Origin of the sequence: Thermoflavimicrobium dichotomicum (assembly GCF_900114055.1) — a bacterium.
Lineage (GTDB): Bacteria > Bacillota > Bacilli > Thermoactinomycetales > Thermoactinomycetaceae > Thermoflavimicrobium > Thermoflavimicrobium dichotomicum.
Genome location: NZ_FORR01000001.1, coordinates 257,631 through 282,899, shown reverse-complemented (window position 1 = coordinate 282,899; position 25,269 = coordinate 257,631). Strand labels below are relative to the sequence as shown.

Sequence of the window (25,269 nt, the reverse complement as noted above, 5' to 3'; positions counted from 1 at the left end):
TAACATTAAGCAGATAAGTCATTTGATTCAAGTTGTGAAATACTTAACATGAGTTCAATACCTTGGATAGAAATGAGGGAGACTGGTGATACGCTACGGGATTGTAGGCTGTGGTCACATTGCGAAAAAGCATGTTGCGGCAATTCAGGCAGTAGATGGTGCAGAATTGGTGGCTGTTTGTGATACCAATGAAAATCGTCTGGCTGAGTTTGCTGTAGACGGTGTTCAAGGTTTTACCCATATAGATGATTTGCTGAAAACGGATGTGGATGTAGTATGTATCTGTACTCCAAGTGGTCTGCATCCTGAACTGACGATTCGAGCAGCAGAAGCGAAAAAGCATGTTGTTGTAGAAAAACCCATGGCATTAACTTTAGAAGATGCAGACCGCATGATTGAAGCTTGTGAAAAAAATGGGGTGAAGATGGCCGTTGTCCATCCTAACCGTTTTCGTCCTGCAGTACAAGAGTTAAGAAAAAAATTGGAAAATGGCAGCTTTGGCAAAATTGGTCATGCGAATGCAACGGTTCGTTGGAATCGGAACCAGGCTTACTATGATCAAGCGCCTTGGCGTGGAACCAAAGAGATGGATGGTGGCGTGCTAATGAATCAAGCCATCCACAATATTGATTTATTGTTGTGGATGATGGGCGAAGTGGATGAAGTGACATCTTATCACGCAACCCGGATTCGTCAGATTGAAGCAGAGGATACATCTGTTTCTATTATTCGTTTTAAAAGCGGAGCATTAGGTGTATTGGAAGCAGCTGTCACGATCTATCCCAAAAACCTGGAAGAATCATTAAGCATCTTCGGAGAACAGGGTACAGCTGTCATTGGAGGTCCAACAGCCAACTGGATTAAGACTTGGAACTTTGCCGATGTTTCAGAGGAAGAAAAAGCCGCTACGATTCAACGAGTAGAAGAGGATCCATTTGGAGTTCCAGGTCATCAATGTATTATTCAGGATATGACAGAAGCAATCAAAGAAGATCGTAAACCGATTATCTCTGGAGATGAAGGCAGACAAGCATTGAGTTTAGTGATTGCCTGTCAGCTGTCGGCGGAAACCGGAAAATCAGTAAAAATGGCTGATTTGGCACGTCAACCGGTTGTTGAATAAGGAAAATGGATCAGGTCTGTGGATCAAGATACGAAGGAATCCACTTCTTGAGCGAGCCGCAGGGTCAAAACGAGCTCAAGAGTGAATCACGATTTTCTTTCATAACCTAAATCCTAAGTATAGATAAAAGGAGTATCCGAAAATGAAACAAATCCCGTTGATCGATCTACAAGCACAGTATCAAACCATTCGTGAAGAAGTTCGTCAGGCAATTGATCAAGTACTTGATCAAGGTCGTTATATTTTGGGACCGGAAGTGAAAGCACTGGAAGAAGAAATTGCTGACTTCTGTGGAGTGAAGTATGCAGTTGGCGTGGCAAATGGAACGGATGCATTGTTACTGGCTCTAGATGCTTACGGTATTGGCCCTGGTGATGAGGTCATCACGACACCATTTACTTTCTTTGCTACAGCAGAGGTTATTTCTCAGCTGGGGGCTACGCCCGTATTTGTTGATATTGATCCCAAAACATATAACATCGATGTAATGCAGATTCGGGAAAAAATCACGTCCAAAACGAAAGCGATTATTCCTGTTCACATTTTTGGACAACCTGCTAATATGGATGAAATTGTGGCTATTGCCAAAGAACATGATCTATTTGTACTTGAAGATGCTGCTCAAGCCATTGGTGCAGAGTACAAGGGACGAAAAATCGGTGCTTGGGGTAACGCAGCTACCTTCTCCTTCTTCCCTACCAAGAATTTGGGTGGCTATGGAGACGGTGGAATGGTTGTGACGAATGATGAAGAGTTGGCAAAGAAGATTCGTATCCTGCGTGTACATGGTAGCAATCCGAAATACTACCACAGCATGATTGGATACAACAGCCGTTTGGATGAGTTGCAAGCAGCCATTTTAAGAGTGAAGTTGCGCTATCTTGAGCAGTGGAATGATGCACGCCGGCAAAAAGCGGCCTTGTATAATGAACTCTTAAAAGACACTCCTGTGGTTACTCCTTATCATGCAGAAAACCGTAAACATATTTATCATCTCTATATTATTCAGGCGGAAGAACGTGATGACTTAATGAAGTATCTAAAAGATAAAGGAATCTCAACAGGTGTTTATTACCCGGTACCACTGCACCGTCAAGAAGTGTATAAGCATTTGGGTTATCCAGAAGGCAGCTTGCCAAATGCTGAATATATGGCGAATCGTACATTTGCATTGCCTCTTTATGCTGAATTGGAAGATGAGACCATCCAATATATTGCGGATACGATTAAGTCTTACTATCAAGGTTAATCAAATTTATCTATGTAAGGATGGATGAATTGTGGTGAAAAAGACTTTATTGGAGAAAATTGAAGATAAAACAGCGGTAATTGGTGTCATCGGTTTGGGATATGTAGGACTGCCTCTTGCGGTAGAAAAAGCAAAAGCAGGGTACAAAGTGATTGGCTTTGATATTCAGGCTCATCGGGTGCAAATGGTTAATGAAGGGACAAACTATATTGGTGATGTTGTCGATGAGGATTTAAAAGAACTCGTCCAAAAAGGGTTATTAAAAGCAACAACAGACTATTCCCTGATTTCCGAAGTGGATGCATGTGCCATTTGTGTACCAACACCACTGGATCAATATCAGCAACCAAACATCTCTTATGTTGAATCTTCTACGAAAAGCATTGCGAAATATTTGCATCCAGGCATGTTGGTTGTCCTGGAAAGTACAACGTATCCAGGAACAACAGAAGAAGTTGTTAAACCAATCCTGGAAGAAACGGGTCTGAAAGTAGGAAAAGATTTTTACTTGGCTTATTCACCTGAACGTGTGGATCCTGGTAACAAAGTATATAATACGAAGAATACACCAAAAGTAGTGGGTGGCGTTACTCCTCAATGTACCAAAGTCGCTGCTGCCTTGTATCGTTCCGTATTGGAAGGCGAAGTTCATGAAGTATCCAGCCCAAGAGTGGCAGAAATGGAAAAAATCCTTGAAAATACTTTCCGTAACATCAATATCGGTTTAGCCAATGAAATGGCCATTCTTTGCCATAAAATGGGTATTGATGTATGGGAAGTGATTGACGCAGCCAAAACAAAACCATATGGTTTTATGGCTTTTTATCCAGGACCTGGTTTAGGTGGGCATTGCATTCCGATTGATCCATTCTACCTTACTTGGAAAGCACGTGAATATAATTACCATACCCGTCTGATTGAAGTAGCTGGAGAGATCAATAATGCGATGCCAGAATTTGTGATTGATCGGGCGATGAAGATCTTGAATCGCTATGGCAAGGCAATGAATGGTTCCAAAGTTTTGGTGTTGGGTGTTGCGTATAAAAAAGATATTGACGATTATCGTGAATCGCCTGTTCTACCCATTGTGGAAATGCTTGAGAAATATCAAGCAAGGATTACAGTTTGTGATCCACATATATCTTCATTCAAAGTAGCTGGAAAAGTTTACGAAACGGTTGATCTGACTGTTGATTTGTTAAAAGAGGCTGATCTGGTGCTGATTACGACCGATCACAGTCGTTTTGATTACCAAATGATTGCTGATCATGCAAAAGCCATTTTTGATACACGCAATGCATTGAAAGAAATCAAAAACATCCAGGCAGATTATGAAAAACTGTAAGGCGGGTATAAAAATGAAGAATATGATTCATGATTCGGTAAAAATGGGAGAAAATGTTTCAATAGGCCATTTTTCGGTCATTGAAGAAGGTGTGGTTATTGGGGATCGGGTTACCATTGGCAATAACGTAACCATTCATGCAGGAACGATTATTGGTTCAGATGTGTATATATCGGATAACTGTGTATTGGGGCGCTGGCCGCGGCCTGCCAAGGCTTCCACTGTTAAAGTTGATCCCGATTTACCTCCGCTCGAAATCGGCGACGGAACCACGATTGGAGCGTGTACAGTCTTATATCGTGGAAGTACCTTTGGTAAAGAAGTAATGATTGGGGATCAAGCTTCCGTACGTGAAAAATGTCGGATTGGCAACAATGTGGTAATTGGTCGAGGGGTAGCGGTAGAAAATCAAGTAGAAATCGGCTCTTATACAAAAATCCAGACCAATGCCTATATTACTGCTTATACAACGATTGAAGAACGGGTGTTTATTGCACCTACAGTCACAACAACGAACGATAACTTTATGGGAAGAACGAAAGAACGTTTCAAATATGTAAAAGGAGCACATATCAAAAAAGGTGCTCGCGTTGGCGGTGGCTCGATCTTATTGCCTGGCGTGATGATAGCCGAAGAAAGCTTCATCGCTGCAGGGGCAGTCGTCAATCGGGATACAGAGCCGGCGAAAGTATATGTAGGGGTGCCTGCACGGGTTTTACGTGATGTTCCAGATCGAGAAAAACTAGAAAATCAGGAATAAACCCTTCAGAGAGCCCCCGATCTTGTTTTTGAGGTGTCCTAAATGAAACCTTTGTTTAAACGCTTATTTTCTGATTCAATAGCTTTTGCAATAGCAAATGTGGGGAACAAGTTGGTGGGACTACTCTTGTTCCCTGTTTTTTTAAGAAATATGGAGCAGGTGGAATATGCGGATTGGGGGATGACGAATACGCTCACTTTGGTGGTTACTTATCTCTCCATGTTAGGGACAGATGCCGCTTTTGCTTTTTACTATCATGATGTGAAGACGCAAAAAGAAAGAAGAGGGTATTTATCAGCGACTCTTTTTTTCAGTTGTTTGATGTGCCTGATTTACATCATTGCCTCTCTTTTGTTTAGTCGGCCGTTATCGATGTTTTTATATGCATCTGGCACAAAAAATCAGTGGGTTATTTCGATCGCGATTGTTGCGACACTGGGTGCGATCATCATTCAACATCTACTGGCATATTCACGTTATCAGCATCGAAAATGGTTTTTTACCATTTTCAGCATGAGTTATGTAATTGGCTCTTCTCTATGGAGTGTTTATTTTGTCGTGGTGGAAAAACAGGGATTATATGGTGTCTTCTATGGACAATTGATAGGCCAGGGAACCGTTGCGCTCGTGCTTCTTTTTTTATACCGTAAAGAGCTTACCTCACGATTTCCAACCCAATACTTCAAAAATTTGCTACAATATGGTTTGCCCCTTTTACCGACCCTTATGGTATTTTGGGTGATGAATATGGTTTCAAGACCGATTGTCTACCATATGGTATCACCTGAAAAAGCTGCAGTCTATGAAGCAGCGATTCGATTTGCTTCTGTGATTGCTCTTATTACCGCCCCATTTCAGCTTGCCTGGAGACCCTTTTCCATATCTATCAAAGATCGAGAAGATGCGCCTCGCTTATACGGAATGGTAGGTCGAGGTGGATTGGTTGTGGGTTCTTTAGCGATCATGTGTCTGAGCTTTGTGATTGAACCATTGGTTCAATGGGTAGCAAGTCAAAATAAACCCGAGTACTTTGAATCCTATCGTTATGTCTGGATGCTTTCTTTTGGTACCATTTTGAACGTTTTACATTTGATTGTAGGAGTAGGATTGCTCATTCATAAACAAACCCGAACCATTTCCCATGCATTTATGGTAGCGGCCATTATTTACTTGTCAGGCTGTTTGATTTTGACTCCCATTTTGGAATTATGGGCTGTCTGTATTATGAATGTCATCGCTTATCTTTTCATCATTATTTTTGTTTATTGGCAAAACCAAAAAATATATCCAGTGGATTTTCGGTTTCGTTCCATGTTAATCTATATTACGGTCTATCTTTGTTCAATGGCAGGGATTACTTGGATTCAAATCCATCATTGGCCTCATCTGTGGATCTATTATGTCATTGCACTTTTTATTACCATCGTTGCAGTTTTTGCGAGTGGTTTATTTTCAATAAATCAGCTCTCACGAGTCAAAAAATGGTTCAATTAATCAAGGAAGAAAAAGGTGAGAAATGGTGAATGGATCTCTGTTCCTTAAACAGGGACGATTGGAAACAGTCTTTTATTGTATGGTTGCTTTTGCATTGCTGGGTCCATCATTGGGAATTCCGATCACAGAGGATTTCAATTTTACCTTTTTTCGATGTGCTTTTCTTTTATTGGCTCTTGGCATGATATGGAGATGGGTGACTCAGAAAGGATTGGATACTTCTTATTTACAGCCAATCCAATGGCATGCTGCATTTTTTGCTTTGTGGTTCTTATACGGGATTTTTTCCATTACATGGGCAGTGAGTGTAGGGGCAGCTATTCGATATTTGATTTTTCTTGCCATGATGCTGTTATTAACTTTATCGATTCCATATTTTCTTACATCTGAAGATAAATTTTGGCGAATTCAACGTCTTTTATTGGGCGTTTATGGATTTATTGTCTATTTTGCTGTTTTTGAAAGCATTACCTGGATTCATTTACCTTCTTCACGGGTAGCTCATTCAGCATATCCTTCAGATACCATTACTTCTGTATTTACCAATCAAAATGATTTGGCTACATGCATTACACTTGCTTTGCCATTTCTTGTTGCTGCCTTATTTATGCTCCCGCTAAAACGAAATATAAAATGGTTTTTATATGGTACGGCCGTTTTTTCTATATATGTTTTGATTGGGACCGGTTCACGGATTAATACTGTTTTAGTTATTCCTGCAATAGCTCTTCTCTTTATCGGTTTAACCCCATTTGTGATTGAACGGGAAAAGATCACCAAGAGGAATGTCATGATCGCTATTGCTGCTACATTGACAGGAGTATTGCTGGCTATTTTGATGAGTGCAACACTGATTCAAGTAAAAAAATCCGTTTATGATCCGCGGACCAAAATTTTGAGTTCGATTGATGCCATATCAGATTTAAAAACGGGTGCGATGGCGAAAGATACAAATGATAAAAAAGTAGTTAGGGGAAAGACGGGAGAAAGTGTTACAGTTCGCTATCATTTACTGATAAATGGGATGAAATTTCTCAAACAAAGCCATTATATGGGAGTTGGAGCAGGAAATATTGAACCGTTAATGGAAAAAGCGCCCAAAGTAAACAAGAAAAATATCCATAACTGGTGGGCAGAAGTACTTGTCAATTTCGGTGTGATTGTTTTTATTTTCTATATGGCTCTATATGTTTGGTTGTTATGGCGTTTATGGAATTTGGCCAGATTGAAAACTTCTCCACATGTTACTCCGATTACGCGATGGGCAGCCTTCTCCTGCTTGATTGCCTTAGTCGGTTATTTTGGTGGAGGAGTAGCTCCAAGTACAGCGATCCATTATACCCCCATGTGGATTACTTACGGAATGGCTCTTGCTGTGCTTATTATCGGAGAGATGCAGAAAGGAAAGGTAGCCAATCACTGATACTCCAAAAGGAGTGGGAAATGTGCCACAAAAGGTCATGATCTTTAGCTCAGTTCACCCTTATGATGATACGCGAATTTTTCATAAACAGGCTGTATCTTTAGCGCAAGCTGGATATGAAGTGGAATTGCATGCTGTAGCTGATTTTGAAGAGAAATTTGAAAAGGGTGTAAAGATTGTTGGCGTGAAGCGTCATGCAAAAAAATGGAAGAGACTCGAGAATGGGCGTATTTTATATGAACGTGCATTAAAGAGTCATGCAGATATTTTTCACTTCCATGATCCCGAGCTTCTCCCATGGGGAGTTCGCTTGGCCAAAAAAACAAACAAGCCGGTCATCTACGATGCACATGAAGATTTACCAAAGCAAATTTATACGAAAATGTGGATTCCAGGCTATCTGAGAGGTTCGCTTTCTCGATTGGTTCACTGGATTGAAAAGAGATGGGCTCGAAAACTTGCTGCAGTCATTACAGCAACGGAGCCGATTGCCAATCAATTTCAGACCGCCAAGCAAGTCACTGTGATCAAAAATTACCCTTTGGCTATGCCTAAAGTGGATCGCGATGAAAATGAGAAAAACATCATTTTATATATAGGGGGTATTTCTTATCTGCGAGGGTATCGGGAAATGATTCAGATGATGGATTATATTCCGAGAGAATTAAATGCGGAGCTTCACTTGGTCGGCCCTCTGCAACATATTGCCCCTGCGGATTGCGACGAAAAGGAACTGTTGAAAAAAAATGTCTATTTACATGGCCGTGTTCCTTTTGAAGAAGTGAAACATTGGTTAGCCAAAGGAAAAGTGGGCTTGGTTTGTCTCCATCCAACACAAAACTATCCAGAATCATTACCGATTAAAATGTTTGAATATATGGCTGCGGGTTTGCCGCTTGTTGCGTCAAACTTTCCACAGTGGAAAGAGATTGTAGAAACAAGCCAATCTGGATTTACAGTTGACCCACTTAATCCGGAGGAAATGGCTGATAAAGTGACTCGTTTGCTCTCTGACTCCTCACTCCGAAAAAAGATGGGTCAAAATGGAAGAAAAGCGCATGAAGAGGTTTATAATTGGCAGGTTGAAGAAAATAAACTATTGGAATTATATCGGATTTTGCTTTCAAAATAGGAGATCCTTCGGGAGATAGTGGTGTTGATTATACAAAAATGGGATGAAAAAAGAGGGGCATTTTTCGTCTAGGAACACATTAATGTCCTTTGTAGCGGACAGAATCACTTTCTTGCTGGATAGCAAACGGAATGTGACGAAAATATGCCCTCTATGACTTCTATAATGAAGTTGATTCGATATAAATATAACGTTTTTTGGCAATTATTCGGAATCTCCGGCAAGAAAAAAGATACGTTATGATTTTTCACTAGCGGGAAATGATATAACAAATGTTTTTCTGTTTGAAAAGCTCTGTCCTTTGAAATTTTCCATGTGTAAGGGAGAGGGTTCCATGAATTATTTGCTTTTAATTGATGGGGAATGGGTTCCAGCTATAAACAAAAAATCTTTTAAGGTAACAAACCCAGCAAATGGTGAAGTGATCGGTACAGTTGCGGATGGTTCTGCAGATGATGCCATAAAGGCAATTGATGCAGCAGATAGAGCATTTCCTGTTTGGGCGGCAAAAACAGCTAAGGAACGAGCGAATATTTTACATAAAGCATGTGTCCTGATGCGAGAGCGCATCGATGAATTGGCTCGCGTATTGACGTTAGAGCAAGGAAAACCATTAACTGAAGCAAAGGGAGAAATCATGTATGCGGCTGACTTTGTTGAGTGGTATGCGGAAGAAGCGAAACGAATTTATGGGGAGATCATTCCTGCTTCGCATCCGGCAAAACGACTCATGGTTTTACGCCAGCCTGTTGGTGTAGTCGCTGCAATTACTCCTTGGAATTTCCCAGCGGCCATGATTACACGTAAACTCGCTCCTGCACTGGCTGCTGGATGTACCATGGTCATTAAGCCAGCTGAGGAGACACCTCTTACGGCATGCAAGTTAATGGAAATTTTTATTGAAGCAGGTGTACCAGCTGGAGTTGTCAATCTGGTAACGGGTAAGGATCCGCAAGCGATTGGACAAGTCCTGCTATCTGATCCACGTGTGCGTAAAGTAACATTTACTGGATCGACTGAAGTAGGAAAACTGGTTATGAGACAAGCTGCGGATACAGTGAAAAAAATCAGTTTGGAGCTTGGAGGTCATGCTCCTTTTATTATCTTTGAGGATGCGGATATCGACACGGCCGCAGAACAATTATTAGCCAGCAAATTCAGAAATGCAGGACAGACGTGTATTTGTACCAATCGAATCTATGTACATGAACAGATTGCTGACGACTTTGTCGAAGTGTTTGCCAAGAAAGTACAACAACTGAAAGTGGGCGATGGCTTAAGCGGCGAGGTGGATATTGGACCGCTCATCAATGAGCAAGCATTGGAAAAGGTCAACAAGCATGTACAGGATGCGATCGCCAAAGGAGCTAAACTCGTTACAGGTGGTAAGCGTATCGGCGGTCATTTATATTATGAGCCAACGGTACTTTGTCATGTAACGGATGAAATGCTGATTCAACAAGAGGAAACGTTTGGACCTGTAGCCCCCATCCAAACTTTTGAAGAAGAAAAAGAGGTGATTCAAAAAGCAAATCATACCCCTTATGGATTGGCGGCTTATCTGTTTACAAAAGACCTGGCACGGGCATTTCGTGTTGCAGAAGCGCTTGAGTATGGCATTGTCGGTGTCAATGATGGTCTTCCATCTGCAGCCCAGGCACCTTTTGGGGGCATGAAGGAAAGCGGAATTGGCCGCGAAGGCGGAAAAGCAGGTATTGAGGAATATCTGGAACTCAAATATATATCGGTGGGTGGAATCATTTAACAAAGAGGTAACCTTACGTTGCCTCTTTTTTACTTTGCATCTGTTTGAAACTGGGGTAAGATAATCTAGAATGAGGATAATGATATAGGAGACAGAAAAAAAGGAATGGTTTGAAGTAACAAAGGGGGTTTCAAAATGAAAGTATTAGTGACAGGCGGGGCCGGTTTCGTAGGGTCACACATTGTGGATCAATTAATCGCACGAGGCGATCAAGTTGCTATTGTAGATGATATGTCTACGGGTAAAGAAGAATACATTCATCCATCTGCTCGTTTTTATCGAATGGATATTACCAGTGAACAAATGGAAGAAGTATTTGCGAAAGAAAAACCAGAAATTGTTATTCATCAGGCAGCTCAAATTCTGGTTCCCGTTTCTGTAGAGGATCCTGTTTTTGATGCAAAAGTAAATATTTTGGGGACACTAAATTTGCTCGAAGCATGTCGCAAGTATGGAGTGAAAAAAATTGTTTACGCATCATCTGCTGCTGTCTATGGAAATCCAAAATATTTACCGATCGATGAGAAACACCCCATCCAACCTTTGTCAGGATACGGTATTTCCAAACATACACCAGAGCACTATTTAACCATTTATCGCAATTTATATGGCTTGGAATACACAGTTTTACGTTATGCCAATATTTATGGAATTCGACAAGAGCCACATGGAGAAGGTGGCGTGGTGTCGATTTTGATCAATCAAATGATAAAGGGAAAAACGTTCAAGATTTTTGGTGATGGTGAACAGACGCGTGATTATATTTATGTAGAAGATGTAGCGAAAGCCAATTTGGCAGCGATTCAAGCCGGAGATGGACATATTCTCAATATTGGTACCGGTATCTCCACTTCGCTGAATGAATTGATTCGACTTTTTGAAACGGTTACCAATCAAACCATTCAAAAGGAATATGAAGCAGAACGCCCAGGGGATATCAAGCACAGTTACTTTGATAATACACGTGCACGATCAGTATTGGCATGGGAACCAACCGTTTCACTCAAAGAAGGCCTGCGTCGGACGTATGAATATTATGTGGATCTTTATCGTAAAATGGGCGTAAGTAATATTTAAGACAAGTTCACTCATGTATAGTTAGGATTTTGAAACAAAAAAAGTATTGTCAAGCTGGAGCATCTGCAGTATACTTGGTAACAGTAAACCATTTGAAATATTACTGTAATATTTGTGACATATTTGTAATCGATTTGCGTAAGCAGTTAATATTATACATGAGCAGGAGTGATTTGCGGATGCGTTCGAAAATGGCCTATGGAAATAGTTCCCGCGCATATCCAGGAGTCAGTGGAGATTCGCTCTATCCGATTGTGAAACGTGGATTGGAAATCGTTTTTTCCATTGTATTACTGATTATTACATTACCTGTACTACTCCTGGCCATGCTCGCAATCAAATTGGAATCCCCTGGACCTGTATTCTATAAACAAGAGCGAGTGGGGCTGAATGGAAGACTGTTTTCCATTATCAAACTTCGTTCTATGCGTACGGATGCTGAGAAAAATGGGCCACAATGGGCTGCAAAGAATGATCCGCGTGTCACCCGAGTTGGTAAATTTATCCGTAAAACACGGATTGATGAAATTCCTCAGTTGATTAATATCTTGCGTGGAGATATGAGCTTAATTGGACCACGTCCTGAACGTCCGATGTTTACAGAGCAGTTTGCAAAGGAGATACCTGGTTTCAAGAAGCGATTGATGGTAAAGCCTGGGTTGACTGGCTGGGCACAGGTAAACGGTGGGTATGATGCAACACCAGCCGAAAAGTTTGAAATGGACATGTATTATATTCGTAATCAATCATTTGCCTTGGATTTGAAGATTTTGCTTCGTACCGTGTGGGTTGTATTTACAGGTAGTGGGGCAAGATAATAGGAGAGGGTTGTCAAGGATTTGGCAACCCGATTTTTTATAGCTCTCGATCAGGAGTCGCCCCATTCTTTTTAGAAAATAAGACATAGGAAAAGATAAAATAAAAACCACAACGGTATACTTAATAAAACGGCATTGATAATCCCGATCCAAAAATCCTTGCCAACCACCGTGTAGTTCATAGGGGGGCACCTCCAACAAAAGTTCTAAGTGTCATTTATTATATGCCAAAATCGTGGGGGATAGTGAAGTTAGTGCATAATGTAAACGAAATGTAATCTGGAAGTAATAGTTGTTACAGGGGCATGTGAACAAGAAGGAAAATAAAGGTTTTTGGGTTTAACTTACATAGTATTGACTTTTAAAATGATTATATGCTAATATTGCATTCGATGGTGATCGCAATTGAATATGAGTTGGCGTTCTCTTATCAAGAGAGGTGTAGGGACAGGCCCGATGATACCTCGGCAACCGTCCACTGAAGTGGAAAAGGTGCCAATTCCTGCAGAACAGTTGCGTTCTGAGAGATGAGAGAAGGTGTTATCATATACATGATAATCCCTTTGCTCAGAAGCGCAAAGGGATTTTTTTATAAGGTGGTGAGAGATCGGATGATCCAGGTAAAAAAAGTAAGTAAAGTATTTCCAGCTCAAGGTAAGGGGGAGTCTGTTACAGCTTTAAAAGATGTTTCACTGGAGATCGAGCGTGGTGATATCTTTGGCATCATTGGGCATAGTGGAGCTGGAAAAAGTACGTTGTTACGCATGCTTAATGGTTTGGAAAAACCAACCACAGGTTCGGTCATCATTGATGGCAAAGAGATATCCAAACTCAAGGATAAAGAATTGCGTTTGGCGCGTCAAAAAATTGGTATGATCTTTCAACATTTTCATCTGTTGTGGTCAAGAACAGTGAGAGAGAATGTGGCTTTTCCATTGGAAGTAGCTGGCGTTCCCAAAAGTGAAATTCAACGCAAAGTCGATCAGTTACTGGAACGTGTAGGGCTACAGGATCGAGCGGATGCATATCCATCACAGTTATCTGGCGGACAAAAGCAACGGGTAGGAATTGCCAGAGCGCTGGCCAACGATCCGGATGTGTTATTATGCGATGAAGCTACATCGGCATTGGATCCGGAAACAACTGCTTCGATATTGCAATTGCTTCAGGAGATTAATCGTGAAACCGGGATTACACTTGTTTTGATTACCCATGAAATGAGTGTGGTTCGTTCGATTTGTAATAAGATAGCAGTCATGGAAGCAGGAGAGATTGTAGAAATTGGTGAAGTGGAAGAAATTTTCAATCATGCAAAACATCCAGTGACACGGAAGTTTTTACAGCAAGAAATAAATGAAGAGGCAAAAGATTTAGGTAAGTGTTTAACTGTTACAATATCTAAGCAATCCGATTGGAATAATTTAATTAGTATTGCTCAAACTTATCAGGTTTCCATTCAAATCGTAGGAGGAGAAATTCAGGCGACAACAGATAAGCATACGATTTCTTTCCGTTTGCTTGGGGAACCTGCCAATGTAAACAAAGCGATCGATGAAATCCTCTCACAAGCAAACAAGATGGAGGTGATCGAACGTGTTTGATCAGGTGGATTGGCAGCAAGTTTGGATCGCGACACAAGAAACCCTGTTTATGGTGGGAATCTCCACTTTTTTCACAGCTTTATTAGGGATTCCACTGGGTGTGTTGCTAGTCATTACAGATCGTGGTCATCTGTGGGAAAACGCTGCAATTCAACGTGTTTTAGGCCTTATTGTAAATATCTTTCGTGCAGTTCCATTTATTGTGCTGGTCTTATTTTTATTTCCTGTTGCTGAATTTATTCTAGGAACTTCTTTGGGTCCAGCTGCTGCTACTATTCCTTTAATTGCCGGAGCGGCTCCATTTTATGCTCGGATGGTAGAAACAGCCATTCGTGAAATTGATCGAGGTGTGATCGAAGCTTCACAAGCGATGGGAGCAAGCAAGTTTACCATCGTTCGTAAAGTATTAATACCGGAAGCTTTACCTGCTATCGTTTCCGGTCTCACTGTTACCTGCGTTTCATTGATTTCTTTTTCCGCAATGGCTGGTGTAGTTGGCGGTGGTGGATTGGGTGACGCTGCTTTTCGATTTGGATTTCAGTCCTTTAATGATCAAATGTTGATCGTTTGTGGTGTGCTGTTGGTGGTGTTAGTGCAAATCGTTCAAGGAATTGGAGATCTTATTAGTAAACGTTTGGATAAAAGGTAAAAGGAGGACAGAAAGATGAAAAAATGTTGGGCGATTTTGGCCGCATTGTTGGTTGGTGTCGTTGCGACTGCTTGCGGAGGTGCTGGAACCACTTCGGGTGACAAAGGAACGAAAAAAGTGACGGTGGCTGCTTCGCAAGTACCGCATGCGGAAATTTTGGAGCATGTAAAGCCGCAGTTGAAAAAAGAAGGAATTGACCTGGAAGTAAAAGTGTTTCAAGACTATGTATTGCCCAATAAAGTGGTCGAAGAAGGGAAAATGGATGCTAACTTCTTCCAACACGTTCCGTTTATGGAGACAACGAATAAAGAAAGCAACTATCATATTGTAAAAGTAACAGGTGTACACATTGAGCCTATGGCTGCTTACTCGAAAAAAATCAAAAACGTAAAAGATCTCAAAGATGGGGCTACCATCGCTTTGCCTAATGATACAAGCAACCTGACCCGCAGTTTGCTCTTGCTTGAGAATCAAAAATTGATTCAGCTGGATAACCGTGAAGGAAACAAAACAGAACGTAACATTAAATCAAACCCGAAAAAACTGAAGTTTAAATTGGTGGAACCTGCTTTGTTACCACGTGTTTTGGATCAGGTAGACTTGGCAATTATTAATACCAACTACGCTATTCAGGCGAAATTGAACCCATTGAAGGACAATTTGTTTATTGAAGATAAAAATTCACCTTATGTTAATATCCTCGCTACAAAAAAAGGTAAAGAAAAAGATGAAGCGATTCAAAAATTGGCCAAAGTGTTAAATTCACCTGAAACGAAAAAGTTTATCGAGGATAAGTATAAAGGTGCGGTGGTTCCTGCTTTCTAACCCAATCTTAATAAGATATGGATTAGTTGATCCCCATAACTTCATCGTTATGGGGATTTTTCATCTTCGGGAAGGACGATCGCTGGGAGTTCCAAATCTTTTCGAAGAGAATTACAAAGGCGTTGACGTTCTTTTTTGTCCATGATTTCATACCATTGCTCTTGATGAAAAGGATGAGATGATACTTTAACCGTTTCAATTCGATGTTGGGGGATGCGATGATACAGTTGTTGTAGAATCAGGAATTCTTCCGGTTGAAAGCTGTAAGTCAGGTTATTGCCAACTGCTTTCATTAATTGATGAAAATGGGTAATAGAGCGAAAGCTGACCAGTTTGTCAATGAGCTGTGACATCACTTCTCGCTGCCTTTCGTTGCGTGCGTTGTCTCCGAGGGGATCCTGTTTTCGCATACGAACATAAGCGAGAGCTTCTGCACCATTCAGATGCTGGAAACCGGGCTGGAAGTGAGCCCATTTTCCTCCGATCATCTGCTGTCTGAATTCCTTTTTTACATGAACCTGGATTCCACCCAATATATTCACAAGATCTGTAAAACCTTGAAAATTAATCTTGGCATAATGATCAATTGGAACCTTGAAGTAGTTTTCGATGGTTTGGCGAATGTTGACAATGGGATCAAGATGATAAAGATAACCGTAATAGGCTGCAGCATTGATTTTATCCCTTGCATGTTTACTATTTGCAATCGGAACAAGCAGATCGCGTGGAATACTCAGTATTTTGGCAGACTGTTTCTTGGGATTAATGGCGAGCAAGATGAGTACATCCGGGCGCCAGTTTTTTGAAAGAGCACTTCGCTGATCTGTCCCGATGAGCAATATAGTAAAAGGTTCTTTTAACATATGTACTTGGCTTTTACGCAGATTTGATTTTGCTTGATCATCATATCCTTTGGCAAGGGTTTCCCAGAGCTGACTGACAAAATAAACAACCACACCGCAAGTTAACAGCAATAATACGACAAATATTCTGGATATTGTTGCGAGACGTTTGGACGAATTACCCATAATCGGATCCTCACTTTTCTGCTTCTTTCAACATCTATTTCCCTTATTTTACAATAAGATATAAAAATAGGAAAATAAGATTGACTGAAATTTTCGGTCGAATTTTTGAACCCCCATCAAATTTATCTTTCTGCCTGTTTGGATCAGGGGCTCTATTACTTTCAGCTTGTTGACTAAGTTTCCATATGTTTGTCAACAGACCCTGATATTGCCGAGCAACACCATCAGAGTGATGAAAAAGGTGTTTTGATTTCTACAAAGAGAAGGGATGGATCCCTTACGGAGTGACTGTGATGGTACAGAAGTCGTCACGGAAGAAGGAATCCATCCCGAAGAGCAGGAAAAACGTATTCATGTTTTCAGGTAGCCTCAAGCACCTCGATGGTCCTTTAAACTCACGAGTCTTTTACCGGTACATCCCGATATTCGGTGCGGCCCACTTGGATTTGAGCTTGACCGTTCGTCCAGTTGGTGACTTGTTCCATTAATTTGTTTTCTTCTCCGAGTGGAACCCACACCGACCAGCTAATACGGTCAGTAAACTGGGGCGGATCCAACAGATAACCGGATTGTCGTAATTCATACTCCATTTTGCCCATAAAATGATAATCAAAGGTAAAAATTACTTCCTGGTGGAGCAATCGTTGAACGATTCCTGCTGCTTGAATCGCTGCAGCAGCCCCTTGGCTATAAGCGCGGACAAGTCCACCTGCTCCCAGTTTAATCCCGCCAAAATAACGAGTGACGACAATCGCTGTATATAACAAATCCTTTGCATGGATCACCTCTAAAATAGGCCGACCTGCTGTTCCGGCAGGTTCACCATCATCGGATGATTTTTGAATGGTATCTGTAACTAAATAAGCGTAGCAATTATGTGTGGCATCCCAATGCTTTTTTGAAACATCCTGAACAAATTGGACTGCTTCTTCTTCGTTACGAACATGTTTGGCTCGACAGATAAAGCGTGATTTTTGGATAACAATTTCTGTTTCACCATAATTGCCAATGGTCAAGTAATGATTCTGTGGCATGTCTTCCACCTTCTTTCTTTGTTCATTATAGAGGAAATGAAAAAGGAAAGGCTAGATGGCCTTTCCTGTTATTCTTCATTCTGATAGTCAGAAGAAGCGTGATTATTGGATAATGGGTTTGATTCAGAAGGTGACTGGATTCCTGAATCCTTTTCTGTTTTTTCGTTCTCTTCGTATACAGATTCTTGATCGTTATCATGCTGGGCAGCAAATTGTTCTTCCCATTCGTTGAGTGGGGAGGGTTCCAGTGCTTTGGCAGGTTGATACTCCAGTTGTTTTTGCAACATGTGGCTTACTTTTGAACGTTCATTGTTGGACCATAGTTCATACCAACCGCCGTTAATCCAAGTTCCTTCTGATCGGAACTCATAACGTTGAATATTTCCTTTACATAGCTGGTAAATTTTTGCGAGTTGTGCAATATCAGATGTATTGAAATTATGGTTAAAGTTTCCACCAACGGCTTTCATGATATCGTTAAATTTGAGAACAGCGTTTGTACTCACCAGCTTGTCCATCAATTGGGTAATGACTTCCCGCTGACGTGAGTTTCTTGACATGTCGCCAAGCGGATCCTGTTTACGCATACGAACATAAGCAAGAGCATGTGCACCATCCAAATGGGCGGGACCTGGTTTGAAGTATGCCCATTCTCCACCGATCATCTGTTGGGAGAACGGTTTTTTGACGACGACATCGACTCCGCCCAAGGCATCGACGACATCAGTGAAACCTTGGAAGTTGATTTTGGCATAATAATCAATCGGAATATTTAAGAAGTTTTCTATTGTTTGGCGAATATTTTGCACTGGGTCAATGTTATGTTTGTAACCCATGTGGGAAGAGTGATTTAATTTATCAATTTCACCTGTGGCAATCCTCACTTTTAAATCACGTGGCAAACTGACCAGTTTGATCGATTTTGTCTTGGGATTAACCGCAGCCACCATGATGACGTCAGGGCGCCAGTTTTTGGAGTTAGCTCCACGTTGATCTGTTCCGAGCAACAGGACAGTAAAAGGAGTTTTGTCAATTTCGATGTTGTTTTGTCGCAGCTTGGATTTACCGATTTGATAGTGACCTAACGCGATCGCTTCCATAAATTGATTGCCGACATAGGCGACAACAGCTAATGCCAACAGTAATACAGCAATCAGTGAACCAATGATCCATTTCCGTTTCTTTTTCTTCTTTTTATGTTTTTCGCTACGTGTCTTTTCTAGTTCGTTTGTAGCAGCTATTTCTGCTGTCGCGATTTTATTTTGCTCCATTTCATGTGGAATCATGGGTTTAATCTCATCGGAAGCTTCCATTTCTGCATTTTGTTGGTTATCTTTTGCGGTAATGGGATCCAGATGGGTTATGTCTTCAGTCATCGTTTCGTCTGAGGAAACGAAATCTTGTGATTCTTGCTGTATTTCTGTTTGTACGTTTTGAATTTCATCTTGACTGAGGATAGCCATCTTTGTATTTTCAGTGTTAGATGGCAGGTTTTGTTCTTCCATGAGTTGCACTTTTTCTGATGGTTCGTGAACTTCTGTTAGTTGGTCCGATTTTGCCAATTCTGCATGCTGCTCTACTACTTCTCCTGATTTTTCGATTAAACTGGTTTGGTCTTCCGTTTCCTTTTCTTTCATGGGTGTCGGTTTTACTTCTGGATCATTTTTTCGTCTTTGAGGAGTTTCATCTGTTGTTTCTGTCAAATCTATTTTCTGAGGCGAACGTAATAGCTGCTTTTTTTTCTTTTTATTCTTCTTTTTCTTCTTTGCCATGAATTTCCTCCTCTCGGTTGGGACAACACCTCATATATATAAATACCCTGGATCTCCTTTCAAGAACGAAGAAAATATAGTCAATTCTATTTTAAACGTTAATAGTCATATGCGAGCCGATGATGCCGAAAATTTTATGACAATAATAAATAATTAGACATAATTATTCGCTAATTCAGAAATAACATAATAAAGACCGATCTTTGTCAAATGTTGATGGTTTGTGAATAAATTTATTTCGATTATAACATATATAATTTTGTTTTTGATAAGCTAATCTTGGTAATTGGATGGTATTAGCAATACTCTTTTATATCAAACAGTTGTTTTTCCGATGTCTTTAGGGTATTCTATTGATGATATATACGGTGAATAGGGAGCGCTTTTATACTATCATTTTAGGAACAAGAGGATTTCTAACGGGATGTCTTTCCTCTGTGGAAAGGCTTTTTCTTTGTGACTGTGGAAAGGGGAGGAACAAATGGCCACAGAAAAGAAGCGTTCATTGTTTACATCAGAGTCCGTAACTGTTGGACATCCAGATAAAATTTGTGATCAAATTTCCGATGCCATTTTAGATGCGATCCTGGAAAAAGACCCAAATGCTCGTGTTGCTTGTGAAACAGCGGTTACGACGGGTCTTGTACTCGTTGCCGGAGAAATTTCTACTAACTGTTATGTTGATATTCCCAAAATTGTTCGTTCAACCATTCGTGAAATTGGTTATACCCGTGCGAAATATGGTTTTGATTCAGAAACCTGTGCGGTGTTGACATCGATTGATGAGCAATCGCCAGATATTGCAATGGGTGTGGATTTGGCCCTTGAAAAAAGAGAAGGGCTTATGACGGATGATGAAATCGAAGCGATTGGAGCAGGTGACCAAGGTCTCATGTTTGGTTTTGCTTGCAACGAGACTGAGGAACTGATGCCACTGCCTATTTCTTTAGCACATAAATTGGCACGTCGTTTGCACGAAGTGCGCGTTGATGGTACTCTTCCTTATCTTCGTCCAGATGGAAAAACACAGGTAACCGTAGAATATGAAGATGATCGTCCAGTACGGATCGATACCATTGTTGTCTCAACCCAACATGCTGAGGATGCCCAATTGGAGCAAATTAAACAAGATATTTTAAAACATGTCATTCTTCCCATTGTGCCTGAAGATATGCTGGATGAAAAAACCAACTACTTCATTAATCCAACAGGTCGCTTTGTAATTGGAGGCCCTCAAGGTGATGCTGGTTTGACTGGACGAAAAATTATCGTAGATACCTACGGTGGATATGCCCGCCATGGTGGAGGAGCTTTCTCCGGTAAAGATCCGACTAAAGTAGACCGCTCCGGTGCCTATGCGGCTCGTTATGTCGCTAAAAATATTGTGGCGGCAGGATTGGCAGATAAATGTGAGGTTCAGCTGGCTTATGCCATCGGCGTAGCACGTCCTGTCTCCATTCGGGTAGATACATTTGGTACTGGAAAAGTTTCTGAGGAAGTACTTGTAGATCTGGTTAGAAAGCATTTTGATCTACGCCCGGCTGGTATTATTCGCGAATTGGATCTCCGCCGTCCGATTTATCGTCAAACAGCAGCCTATGGTCATTTTGGACGTACCGATATTGATTTACCATGGGAAAGAACAGATAAAGCGGAACTGCTCAAAGAGGAAGCAGGTGTATAAGGAATCAAGCCACCGATGGGTGGCTTTTTCTATTTTAAATGTTAGCCTGACATGGTAAAATATAATAAAGAGGTTTGTATTTTTCGAATTTTCCAGGAAGGGAAAGAGGTGGATGCCTTGGTTGAGAGTCATGTAGAGGCGGTGGATAACTGTCCGGGCAAGCACCATACGCATGTAAATCCGAATATTCGGGTATTGATTGCTGACCAAGATCCCCATTTCCGTAAAAAAATCAAATCAGCTGTTGCAAACGAAAAAGATATGGTGTTGGTTGGAGAGTGTAACAAAGGGATTGATGTTCCCTACTTGTGTAAACAGGTTCTGCCTCATTTAGTCATTATGGACTTGTATTTGCCTCACAGTAATAGTGTAGAAGTCACCTACCGAATATGTCAAATGACTCCTCAAACTAAGGTTCTCATCTTATCTGATCAAGATGATCCATATGTATTGGAAACCATTCGCTCCGGAGCCTCTGGTTTTTTACTGAAAAATATAGACTGTAAACAAATGATGGAAGCCATACGTATGATTGCATATGGAGGCGTATATATTCATCCCATTATGATGGGAAGGATAGTAAACGAACTTAGGCGATTAAGCAGAAAAGAAGGGATATTTGCCAAAGTGGCACCCTATTCTTGGCAAGAGATCCTGACGTATCGGGAAATGGAAGTATTACGTTTGATGTCACAGGGGAAAAATAATCGCTCCATTAGTGAACAATTATTCATTAGTGAGAAGACAGTAAAAAATCATGTGAGCAAGATTTTATATAAATTAAATGTCCAGGATCGCACCCAAGCTGTTATACTTGCAATTAAATATGGTTGGGTACCGCTGATTTAGGGTAAAGAATGAGTAATAGATATGTATTCACTTTTGTTCTTTAGTCGCATATGATGAAAGTAGGTAAGGAGGGGCCCTAATGAATGGACAGTGGGTGCTCTTTTTAGAATTTTTAGTCGGCGGGATTGTATTTCTGCTGTTGGTTCATTTCATTCTCAAATTCTTTGGTAAACGTTTTGGGCGGGCATATAGAAACAAGGCAGATCATTTAGTGATCATTACTGGCAATAATCAGCAGTCGATTGAACGTGTTGTGTGGTCTTATTATTTCTGGAATCGTTTTCGCGGCAATCCAGGTAGAATAACATGTTTGGATATGGGTTCATTGGATGATACGCTGATTATTTTGCAGAAATTAAAGCAAAAATACCCAGGGTTACGAATCGTGAAAATTGATGCAACAGCTGAGGATGCGATTTCAGAATGGATTCAGTCACAAGAGCAAGGGAAAGAAAAAATCTTGGTTATTGATTTGCGTGAAATAGATGCTTCCAAGGAAAGATATTTAGCGTGAATGGTGCAGCAAAGTCAGGCATCAATGAAATGGTGTCTGGCTTTTTTCATTTTCCACCGAAGGAAGTGAGAAGGTGTGAAATCAGTCATTTATAGGCTGGAAGAAACGATGCAATATTATATGAGCATTGCTTATGCTGTGGATCTAACGTATTGGCAGCAGAAAGGCCAAAACATGATTCCTTTATTTTATACATCTTCATTTGGTGAAGCTTATCAGTGGATTGAACAGCAGGAGCAACAGAAAATGGACCCATTTGAGCAAGATGTAAAGCCTTTCTATAAAGACCAGTGGAATCAATTAAGGTTGGAAGCTGAAAAGTGTTTTGAGATGTTGCAAGGGAGGGCGTTGTTATGGTCAGAAGTTCTTTCTTTGATCAGGAAACGGAATATAAAAATAACAGAGGAAACCTTACGGGCTGTCTTGCAGCTTCTTTATCTGGAGGAAAAAGTAAAATGGTATCCCGGTGTATCATGCTCTAAATGGCTACAAGATTGGGTTTGTCATCGTTGTCAAGCTGATTTTCATCATATTCGCCTGACACGGTGTGCAAGTTGTGGTAAACATTGTGCCATGTGTGAACACTGTATTATGCTTTCCCGTTCACGCACCTGTACTCCCTTTTTTCTGTTTTCTGCCAAAAAAGTTGAACAGCAATGTCCAGTAGAAGTCAAATCATTACGGCTTACTGCTGGACAAGCTCGAGTGTCTGAACAGATTCTTGACTTTTTGCAGGGAGAGGAAATGATGTTTCTCCTTTGGGCAGTGACAGGCGCCGGAAAAACAGAAATGATGGTACCAGCGATCAGACATTTACTTTCTGAAGGCAAAAGAGTATGCTGGACGACGCCACGAACAGATGTAGTCCATGAATTGGTTCCACGCTTAAGAGCTCTATTTCCAAAAGAGAACGTCCTTGCTTTATATGGAGGGAGTTCGGATTTATGGATGGATGGTTCAATAGTGATCGCTACGGCACACCAAGCATTGCGATATGTTCAGGTTTTTGATTTAATCATTGTCGATGAGGTTGATGCATTTCCACTGTATCAGAATCGCTCGTTAGAACAAGGAATTCATCGAGCTTTATCACAATCGGGAAAGATCGTTTTGCTTACTGCCACACCTCCAAAGGAATGGTTGGCATGGAGTCGTTCAGGTAGATTACCATCTGCCATTTTACCTGTTCGCTTTCATGGATATCCTCTGCCTGTTCCTCGATTGTTTCAAGAGAGGAGATTGTGGGAAAAAGTCAAACGGCAGCATCCCATTCCTGTGTTATCCCGGTTTATTGAACAAGTGATTCGTAAAGATGGACAAGCCATGATTTTTGTCCCAGGTATTTGGCAAGTGAAACAGCTCGTTTCTTGGTTACATAAGCATGTCAGAGAGTGGCATTCTATATGTGGGGTGTATAGTCAAACACCGGAACGAGCAGAGATCATTGATCAATTTCGCAGGAAAGAACTTCAATGTTTGGTGACAACCACCATTTTGGAAAGAGGAGTAACGGTTCCGCATTGCCATGTATTGGTGATGGGTGCTGATCATCCTGTGTTTGATCAGGCTGCTTTAATCCAAATGGCGGGTAGAGTTGGACGCTCCAAAGATTATCAACAGGGAGAAGTATGGTTTTTATCCATGGAAAAAACAGAAAGCCAGATTCAAGCCAAAAAGCAAATGGATTATCTGAATAGTTTAGCAGAAAAAGAAGGATTTATAAAACAAGGAGCGTATTACCAATGAGGAGGTGGTGGTTGACCCTATTTCCTTTGCCCAAGCCATGTTGTTTTTGTACGACACCTGTCCGTTCATTCGCTTTTTCGAGCGTTTGGAAGCAGATGTGTCTTTCGTGTCAAGAGCAGTTTTTTCCGATCAATGGCCCGGTCTGCCAAGTATGTGGACGGCCAATGACAGAAGAGGATCTGTCTGTATGTATCGATTGTCGCCAACTTGATTCATCGACATGGGTAACAAATCGCAGTGTGGTTCTGTATAAAGGTCAGGCAAAGAAGGTTATCCAATGGTTTAAGTATCAGGGACTAGAGCGGTTAGCTATTCCCTTGGGATTGTGGATGGCTGAAAGTTGTTATCACTACTATCGTCGTGTTCCTCTTTCCCTGATCACGTTTGTTCCGCTGCATCCAAATCGTCTGCATGAGAGAGGATTTAACCAGGCAGAGTTGCTTGCCCAGGTTATCAGTCAGCGTTTGGGACTACCAGTGAAAGAGATTCTCGTGAGAGAAAGAGAAACATTTTCACAGAGTCACCGGAGTCGAAAAGAAAGATTACAAGCTTTGCAACATGTTTTTAAAGTGAGCAACAGGATTGACCCTGGTTGGTTGCGCCAGCAACATATCTTGATTGTAGATGATGTGTACACAACAGGTTCAACCTTGAGAGAGTGTGCCCGACCTTTAAGGCAGGCAAATGTCAGACAAATTTTTTCTGTTACATTTGCTCGCTAGCTCTTTACGAAGTGTTTTTCAAGGTATAGATTATAGAAAAGTAGTCAAAACCAGTGATAGGTACTCTAAATCGATCAATTAATCATAATAGGAGGTGTATTTCTGCTACTCTCTTTAAAAGTAGCAGAAAAATCCGATGAATAAAACGGAATTGATAGAGAAAGTAGCTGAAAGTACAGGAAAAACAAAAAAGGAAGCCGCTTTAATGGTTGACTCTGTATTCCAGGCTATCGCAGACGCATTGAAAAATGGAGAAAAAGTAACATTGATTGGCTTTGGGAATTTTGAAGTGCGCGAGCGTGCTCCAAGAACGGGGCGCAATCCGCAAACAGGAGAGCCTATTCAAATTGAAGCAAGTAAAATCCCTTCCTTCAAAGCAGGTAAACAACTCAGAGAAGCAGTAAATTCGTAGAAAGAGTGTACGTATTGACAAGAAACACTGATCCCGTCTGGTTGGGTCAGTGTTTTTTGTTTGAATAAAAAAGACGGAATATAAAGATAACTTTGTCAGCAGCTTATAATAAAAAAATGGACAAAATGTATATTATTAATTACGAAATTAATTATAAAATACAGTTAAAACTTGTGATTCATAAATAATGTCATGACATATTGTGTGGAAGCGAAACAAGAAGTAAAAAATGTAAAAAAAGATAATT

The 25,269-nt window shown here is 40.9% G+C and carries 22 protein-coding genes and 1 riboswitch; of the genes, 19 read left to right on the top strand and 3 right to left on the bottom strand.

The genetic code is table 11. The features are described 5' to 3' along the window. The first annotated feature begins 85 nt into the window (after positions 1–85). The 13 genes from BMZ78_RS01300 (at position 86) to BMZ78_RS01240 (ending at position 15,261) form a co-directional block, all read left to right on the top strand. A complete protein-coding gene (locus BMZ78_RS01300; RefSeq protein WP_093227294.1) occupies positions 86–1,123 on the top strand; it encodes a Gfo/Idh/MocA family protein in 1,038 nt (345 codons plus the stop codon). A 142-nt stretch (positions 1,124–1,265) separates the two neighbouring features. Next, positions 1,266–2,372, top strand: coding sequence for a DegT/DnrJ/EryC1/StrS family aminotransferase (locus tag BMZ78_RS01295; protein WP_093227292.1), 1,107 nt, complete (start codon positions 1,266–1,268; stop codon positions 2,370–2,372). A gap of 28 nt (positions 2,373–2,400) precedes the next feature. Continuing rightward, positions 2,401–3,717 (top strand): nucleotide sugar dehydrogenase, encoded by a 1,317-nt coding sequence (locus tag BMZ78_RS01290; RefSeq protein ID WP_093227290.1) that lies wholly within the window; start codon positions 2,401–2,403, stop codon positions 3,715–3,717. Positions 3,718–3,730: 13 nt separating this feature from the next. Further along, positions 3,731–4,477, top strand: a complete 747-nt coding sequence (locus BMZ78_RS01285) for an acyltransferase (RefSeq protein ID WP_217644978.1) — start codon at positions 3,731–3,733, stop codon at positions 4,475–4,477. Between the two features lie 42 nt (positions 4,478–4,519). After that, complete coding sequence (locus BMZ78_RS01280) at positions 4,520–5,971, top strand: lipopolysaccharide biosynthesis protein (protein WP_093227288.1); 1,452 nt, start codon at positions 4,520–4,522, stop codon at positions 5,969–5,971. Positions 5,972–5,993: 22 nt separating this feature from the next. Further along, complete coding sequence (locus BMZ78_RS01275; protein WP_093227286.1) at positions 5,994–7,394, top strand: O-antigen ligase family protein; 1,401 nt, start codon at positions 5,994–5,996, stop codon at positions 7,392–7,394. Positions 7,395–7,416: 22 nt separating this feature from the next. Next, positions 7,417–8,526 (top strand): glycosyltransferase family 4 protein, encoded by a 1,110-nt coding sequence (locus BMZ78_RS01270; RefSeq protein WP_093227284.1) that lies wholly within the window; start codon positions 7,417–7,419, stop codon positions 8,524–8,526. A gap of 334 nt (positions 8,527–8,860) precedes the next feature. Next, positions 8,861–10,291, top strand: coding sequence for an NAD-dependent succinate-semialdehyde dehydrogenase (locus BMZ78_RS01265; RefSeq protein WP_093227283.1), 1,431 nt, complete (start codon positions 8,861–8,863; stop codon positions 10,289–10,291). Between the two features lie 135 nt (positions 10,292–10,426). After that, complete coding sequence (locus BMZ78_RS01260) at positions 10,427–11,368, top strand: SDR family oxidoreductase (RefSeq protein WP_093227281.1); 942 nt, start codon at positions 10,427–10,429, stop codon at positions 11,366–11,368. 179 nt (positions 11,369–11,547) lie between these two features. Further along, positions 11,548–12,186 carry a sugar transferase gene (locus BMZ78_RS01255; protein ID WP_093227280.1) on the top strand — a complete coding sequence of 213 codons (639 nt, stop codon included), beginning with the start codon at positions 11,548–11,550 and terminating at the stop codon, positions 12,184–12,186. A gap of 424 nt (positions 12,187–12,610) precedes the next feature. Then, positions 12,611–12,720: riboswitch (SAM riboswitch) on the top strand. A 77-nt stretch (positions 12,721–12,797) separates the two neighbouring features. Continuing rightward, a complete protein-coding gene (locus BMZ78_RS01250) occupies positions 12,798–13,787 on the top strand; it encodes a methionine ABC transporter ATP-binding protein (protein WP_093227681.1) in 990 nt (329 codons plus the stop codon). Continuing rightward, on the top strand, positions 13,780–14,436 hold the full coding sequence (locus tag BMZ78_RS01245; RefSeq protein ID WP_245739683.1) for a methionine ABC transporter permease: 657 nt from the start codon (positions 13,780–13,782) through the stop codon (positions 14,434–14,436). Before BMZ78_RS01250 ends, BMZ78_RS01245 begins: the two co-directional genes overlap by 8 nt. A gap of 15 nt (positions 14,437–14,451) precedes the next feature. Then, positions 14,452–15,261, top strand: coding sequence for a MetQ/NlpA family ABC transporter substrate-binding protein (locus tag BMZ78_RS01240; RefSeq protein ID WP_093227278.1), 810 nt, complete (start codon positions 14,452–14,454; stop codon positions 15,259–15,261). A gap of 47 nt (positions 15,262–15,308) precedes the next feature. Here the strand turns inward: BMZ78_RS01240 and BMZ78_RS01235 are convergent, their stop codons facing one another. From BMZ78_RS01235 to BMZ78_RS01225, 3 genes are all read right to left on the bottom strand, one after another. Then, entirely contained in the window at positions 15,309–16,289 is a 981-nt protein-coding gene (locus BMZ78_RS01235) for an LCP family protein (RefSeq protein WP_093227276.1), read from the bottom strand. A gap of 395 nt (positions 16,290–16,684) precedes the next feature. Then, entirely contained in the window at positions 16,685–17,323 is a 639-nt protein-coding gene (locus BMZ78_RS01230) for a YigZ family protein (protein ID WP_093227274.1), read from the bottom strand. Positions 17,324–17,391: 68 nt separating this feature from the next. Then, positions 17,392–19,095 (bottom strand): LCP family protein, encoded by a 1,704-nt coding sequence (locus BMZ78_RS01225; protein WP_093227272.1) that lies wholly within the window; start codon positions 19,093–19,095, stop codon positions 17,392–17,394. A 481-nt stretch (positions 19,096–19,576) separates the two neighbouring features. Here BMZ78_RS01225 and metK point away from each other — a divergent pair, with 481 nt between their 5' ends. The 6 genes from metK to BMZ78_RS01195 all read left to right on the top strand — a co-directional run bounded on the left by metK (position 19,577) and on the right by BMZ78_RS01195 (position 25,022). After that, positions 19,577–20,779, top strand: coding sequence for a methionine adenosyltransferase (metK, locus tag BMZ78_RS01220; protein ID WP_093227270.1), 1,203 nt, complete (start codon positions 19,577–19,579; stop codon positions 20,777–20,779). 108 nt (positions 20,780–20,887) lie between these two features. Continuing rightward, positions 20,888–21,628, top strand: a complete 741-nt coding sequence (locus tag BMZ78_RS01215; RefSeq protein WP_175482229.1) for a LuxR C-terminal-related transcriptional regulator — start codon at positions 20,888–20,890, stop codon at positions 21,626–21,628. Positions 21,629–21,707: 79 nt separating this feature from the next. Further along, on the top strand, positions 21,708–22,142 hold the full coding sequence (locus tag BMZ78_RS01210) for a hypothetical protein (RefSeq protein ID WP_093227266.1): 435 nt from the start codon (positions 21,708–21,710) through the stop codon (positions 22,140–22,142). Positions 22,143–22,217: 75 nt separating this feature from the next. Next, complete coding sequence (locus tag BMZ78_RS01205; RefSeq protein WP_093227264.1) at positions 22,218–23,888, top strand: ATP-dependent helicase ComFA; 1,671 nt, start codon at positions 22,218–22,220, stop codon at positions 23,886–23,888. An 11-nt stretch (positions 23,889–23,899) separates the two neighbouring features. After that, positions 23,900–24,610 (top strand): ComF family protein, encoded by a 711-nt coding sequence (locus tag BMZ78_RS01200; RefSeq protein ID WP_093227262.1) that lies wholly within the window; start codon positions 23,900–23,902, stop codon positions 24,608–24,610. 136 nt (positions 24,611–24,746) lie between these two features. Next, on the top strand, positions 24,747–25,022 hold the full coding sequence (locus BMZ78_RS01195) for an HU family DNA-binding protein (RefSeq protein ID WP_093227260.1): 276 nt from the start codon (positions 24,747–24,749) through the stop codon (positions 25,020–25,022). The last annotated feature ends 247 nt before the right edge of the window (positions 25,023–25,269 follow it).